The 4848-nt window shown below is 66.8% G+C and carries 5 protein-coding genes and 1 pseudogene; 2 read left to right on the plus strand and 4 right to left on the minus strand.

What is annotated here, in order from left to right:
* Positions 1 to 20 precede the first annotated feature (20 nt).
* The 4 genes and pseudogenes from AC08OV_RS23465 to AC08OV_RS23480 all read right to left on the minus strand — a co-directional run bounded on the left by AC08OV_RS23465 (position 21) and on the right by AC08OV_RS23480 (position 2662).
* A pseudogene (locus tag AC08OV_RS23465) lies at positions 21 to 1024 on the minus strand (IS5 family transposase).
* Complete coding sequence (locus AC08OV_RS23470) at positions 1021 to 1689, minus strand: IS630 family transposase (RefSeq protein ID WP_476615713.1); 669 nt, start codon at positions 1687 to 1689, stop codon at positions 1021 to 1023. Before AC08OV_RS23470 ends, AC08OV_RS23465 begins: the two are co-directional and overlap by 4 nt.
* Complete coding sequence (locus AC08OV_RS23475) at positions 1614 to 2153, minus strand: winged helix-turn-helix domain-containing protein (RefSeq protein ID WP_476615714.1); 540 nt, start codon at positions 2151 to 2153, stop codon at positions 1614 to 1616. Before AC08OV_RS23475 ends, AC08OV_RS23470 begins: the two co-directional genes overlap by 76 nt.
* Positions 2154 to 2299: 146 nt before the next feature.
* Entirely contained in the window at positions 2300 to 2662 is a 363-nt protein-coding gene (locus tag AC08OV_RS23480) for an integrase core domain-containing protein (RefSeq protein ID WP_476615715.1), read from the minus strand.
* A 14-nt stretch (positions 2663 to 2676) separates the two neighbouring features.
* Between AC08OV_RS23480 and AC08OV_RS23485 the strand changes: the two genes are divergently transcribed.
* Both AC08OV_RS23485 and AC08OV_RS23490 read left to right on the plus strand, forming a co-directional pair.
* Positions 2677 to 3878, plus strand: a protein-coding gene (locus AC08OV_RS23485; RefSeq protein WP_476615716.1) for an IS3 family transposase whose coding sequence is annotated in 2 segments (ribosomal slippage) — positions 2677 to 2941 and positions 2941 to 3878 — 1203 coding nt in all. Because the reading frame shifts where the segments join, the coding sequence is not laid out codon by codon here.
* Between the two features lie 305 nt (positions 3879 to 4183).
* On the plus strand, positions 4184 to 4708 hold the full coding sequence (locus tag AC08OV_RS23490; RefSeq protein WP_476615717.1) for an SRPBCC family protein: 525 nt from the start codon (positions 4184 to 4186) through the stop codon (positions 4706 to 4708).
* The last annotated feature ends 140 nt before the right edge of the window (positions 4709 to 4848 follow it).

The raw sequence follows: 4848 nt of genomic DNA on the forward strand, positions 1-4848 counted from the left end.
GGGTGCGTATTTGGTTGTGATCAAGGGGTGGTTTGCGTGAGCTCCTTGATCCAGATCATCGAGGCGCGGAGGTGGAGACCTGCGAGGTAGCTGCCCGGGGTCTTGTCATAGCGGGTGGCGATGCCTCGCCAAGCCTTCAGCTTGTTGATCAGACGCTCGACGGTGTTCCGCTCCTTGTAGAGATCAGCGTCGTGGCGGACGGGCCGGCCGCCCCTACTGCCCTTCTTCTTCCGGTTGGCGGCCTGGTCCTTCTTCTCCGGGATGACCACCTTGATGCCGCGTTTCCGCAGGTAGGCGCGGTTGCCGCGGGACGAGTACGCCTTGTCCCCGGCGACCGCGTCGGGTCGGGTGCGGGGACGGCCGACGGGCCCGGGGACCCGTACTTTCGCCAGCACGGGGATGAACTGCGGGCTGTCCGCGGCCTGCCCCGCGGTCAGGACGAACGCCAGCGGACGGCACTTGCGGTCGGCGGCGAGGTGAACCTTGCTGGTCTGCCCGCCCCTCGACCGTCCCAGCAGAGCAGCTTTCAGCCGCAGGCCGTGCCGACGCCGGATACGTCGTCGCTCTTCCCGCTCGGGGTCACATCCGGCGTTCTGCCCGTCTTGTCCCTCCGAGTCGCCCCCTTTTCCCGGGTTTTCTCCTCCTCGACAGCGGCTTTCTCCAGGGCGGTGATGACGTCGTGGCCCAGGTGCATCCCGGCAGCGTCGTGGTGGGCCCGGGCGGTGGTGGAGTCCACACTGACCAGGGACAGGTCCACCTCACCCCGCTTCGCGGCCTCGGCGACCATGCCCTCCAGCAGGGCTTCGAAGACACCAGCGTCCCGCCACTGCCGGAACCGGTTGTGGACCGTCGGCCAGGCACCGAACTCCGCCGGCATCTCCCGCCACTGCCCACCCGTCCGGAACCGCCAGAGCACGCCTTCGAACTGCGCCCGCAGCCGCGCCGGGTACGGGCCGAACCCGCCGATCGGCAGGTAAGGCTCGATGAACACCCACTCCTCGTCCGTCAGTTGCATCCGTGTCATGCAGGACGATCTACCGGATCAGGCCCCGCCACGAGTGCGAATCCCGCAGACAGATCACAACTCGACACGCGCCCTAGGCCGGTTTCGGCGAGGAACCCGAGGAGCACCCCGGGCCGGTACTGCAGCCGTTTCAACCCGTGCTTGACCGCCCGGTGGACGTCGTCGAGGGTGCGGGCGGCCAGGTGCACCAGCGCGGTCCGCTTGAGCTGGGACCACACCCCCTCGGCCGGGTTCAGATCCGGCGCGTACGCCGGCAGTGCCACCGTGCTCACCCAGCCGGCGTGCTCCCGTAGGAACGCGGTCATCTCCGCTTGGCGGTGGATGTTCACCCCGTCCCAGACCAGGACCAGCCGGCCCCCGGGAAGCTGCGCGTGCGCGGCGACCAGCAGATCCCGACAGTCCTGCCAGCCGATGCCCTTGCGTCCACCGCCACCACGCCAGGTCCGGGCCCGGTAGAGCAACCGCGGGCGCCACCCGGGCCGGTAGCAGACCATCCCGACCACACTCACCCGCCCGGAGCCGCCCCGGCCGGGTACCCGCACTACCGGGGTCTGTCCCCGCCGACCCCAGGTCCGTGCCCGTGGCGGCCTCAGGCCCTGTCCTGTCTCGTCCAGGAAACAGACCCAGGCTCCCTGGGTCGCCGCGGTCTTTGTACCGCCGGCCACTCCCGGTGCGTCCAGGTCTCGACCGCGGTGTCGTCGCGTTCGATCGCTCGACGCGCAGGGAGCTGACACGACCAGCCGTTGCGGTCCAGCAGCATCCACACCCCGGGCAACGTGTACGTGAACCCGAACTCCCGTTCGATCACCTGCGCGACCCGGGCCAACGTCCACCGCTGATCATCCCAGCCGTACGGTCCCGGACCCCGGCGCAGGATCGCCTCCAACCGGGCCAACTGCCGATCCTCCAGCCGGCACGCCGACAACGGACCGGTCGACCGCAGCGCGCCCGCACCCCCTGACTCCCACGTCTGGTACCAGCGGCCCGCCGTTTTCGGGGTGACTTTGAATTCCCGGGCCACCTCCGCCCGGGTCGCACCCTGACCGAACCGGACAGCCGCGGCCATCCGGACCTGTTCCCGTTCCACCTGCTCGGCGGGCGTCAACCCGCCACCCGTCGCATACCTCATGTAAAAGTTTTACCCACCCGCCAGTGGCCATCACCAGGCGTATTGACACCACACATTAATCATCAGTATGACCGCCTGATTCCGCCGACTATAGCTGAGGTGAGCCTCGTTTTCCGGACACCTGCGTAGTGGAAACATTATCCAGCTTATGCGGCCTCCGTAATGGTTGCGGCGGTTGCGCGGTAGAGTTTTTCAACGTGCCCGGGGGTTCGGCAGCCGAGGGTGGAGTAGAGTCGCTGCCGGTTGTAGAAGATCTCGATGTGATCGGCGATCGTGGTACGGGCGACGCGGCTGGTCGGATAGTTCTCGCGGTGGACGAAATCATTTTTCGGGCTCCCGAATAGCGACTCGGCCAGGGCGTTGGTGTGTCCGGAAGAGGGCTGGAGGAGATTCTGGAATAGAAGTCGGAACGCTCGACAGTGACCGTGCCGTTTTCGAGATGCAGGTAGGCCCTTTGAGGCGCCTCTTTCCTTCCGGACAGTGACCCCTACTAGAATTAGGGGCAGCACGGAAGGGGTAATAGTTGACGCAGAAGCGCAGGAAGTACTCGCCCGAGTTCAAGGACGAGGCGGTGAAGATGGTGATCGAGACATCCCGTCCGATCGCCGACGTCGCACGTGAACTCGGCATCGTCGAGGGAACACTCGGGGTCTGGGTCGCCGCCTACCGGCGCGCCCACGCCGGCGAGGCGCCATCACCGGCCGCCGAGGACAACGCACGGATACGCGATCTCGAACGGCAGAACCGGGAACTGGCCATGGAGAACGCATTCCTAAAAAAATGCGCAGCGTACTTCGCGAAGGATCATCGGTGAGCGACATGTTCGAGTTCATCGATGCGGAGTACGCCGCCCGCACCACCACGAACAGCACCACACCGAAGCCCTCTGTCACCCAGATGTGCGCCTGGCTCCAGGTCTCCCGTTCCGGTTTCTACGAATGGCGTGACCGCCCCACGTCCGCGACCGCGACCCGCCGCGGCGAGCTCGCCACCCTCGTCCAGCGGTCGTTCACCGCCTCCGACGGCACCTACGGCTACCGGCGCGTGCACGCCGACCTGTGTGCCTGGGGCCGTCCCTGTAGCCCCGAGCTCGTCCGTGCCCTCATGCGCGAGCAGGACCTGGAACCGTGCCAGCCCCGCCCCTGGCGGCACGCCCTGACCGAACAGGACCAGGACCCCACCGCGATCCCCGACCTGCTGCAGCGCGACTTCACCGCCGACACCCCGGGCACCAAGATGGTCGGTGACATCACCTACATCCCGACCTGGGAAGGCTGGCTTTTCCTCGCGACCGTCATCGACTGCCACACGAAAGCCGTCATCGGCTGGGCCATGGACGACAACTACAGGACCGGACTCATCGACACCGCCATCACCATGGCCGCCCGTAACCATCAGCTCACCGACCAGGCGATTTTTCATTCGGACCGCGGAAGTAACTACACATCGGCCCAGTTCGCTGCTACCTTGAAGAAGCTCGGGATCCGCCAGTCCGTCGGCCGGACCGGGATCTGCTACGACAACGCGATGGCGGAATCGTTCTTCGCGGCCCTGAAGAACGAACGGGTTCACCGTACCGTCTACCCCACCCGCGCACACGCCCGACGAGACATAGCCCGATACATAGAACTCCGCTACAATACGACACGCCGCCACTCGGGACTTGACTACCGCACCCCGCGACAGGTCCACGACGAATATCTGAAAAAGCAGTCCGCCGCTTAGATCATCTTAATAACGGCTGTCCGGATTTAACGGGGCACACCACTTCTGCGTCGGCATGCAGGTGCTGGTTCAAACCGCCACGAGCTGCTGTGATGAATGATCCATTGGGCTTGAACCGCAGCGCCTCACGGCGCAGACCGAAAGTGAGCCAGAGCCCTGTCCGGACCAGGCGATACCGGTGCGACAGGGGTTACGAATCGGGTCGCGGACCGACCCCTGCCCCTGGCAGGTCACTGCCACTGCCGCATGGTGAGGCTGCGGTCAGGGTGCCGGTAGCCCGCAGCTGTGGGAGTAGGCTTTCAGTCGTGACTGCAGGTGACCCTCTCCACGGCACGTTCGTTCTCGACCGCGAGCTGAGCTCGTCGCCGGCGGAGGTCTATGCTGCTTTCGCGGAACCGGACCGGCGTGTCCGGTGGGTGCGCCTGCCGGGAAAGGCCGACCCGGGCAACCGGTATGACGTGAGCCTCGGCGGCACCGAGCTTCTGCGCAGCACCATGCGGATCGGCGATTCGGTCGAGCGGATCGAGCGCCGTACGCACACCCTCCAACTGGTCCCCGGGCGGCTGCTCGTCTTCACCTACGAGGCGGTCGTCAACGACCAGGTGCGCTGGGTGTCGTTGGTCAGCGTCGGGCTGCGGGGCAGCCGGGAGCAGGCGGCTGGCACGAAGCTGACGTGGACCGAGCAGTACGTCCTGCTGGTGATGACCGGAGACGGCGCGGACGACGTCGCGCATCTGCGGGGTGGCACGGGACTCCACCTGAATGGGCTCTCGGCGGCGCTCGGGGAGGGATCGGCGATGCGCTCGGCGACGCCCCTGAACGGGCGCTGAGCGGCGGTCGCTCCGAGGCGACCGCCCCCTCGGGCCCGCGCCGCCGGCCTGCAGCCGAGGGCGCCGTGACCGGCGATGATCCTGGGCGAGGGCGGGGGACGCCGCTGCGCTGTGCCGGGAACAATCAGGTCAAGGACGAA

Source organism: Frankia sp. CeTa3Moorea (assembly GCF_978021225.1).

Excerpts from the sequence above, each read along its gene's own strand:
- AC08OV_RS23475 (WP_476615714.1), bottom strand. The coding sequence starts at position 2,153 with ATGAGGTATGCGACGGGTGGCGGGTTGACGCCCGCCGAGCAGGTGGAA.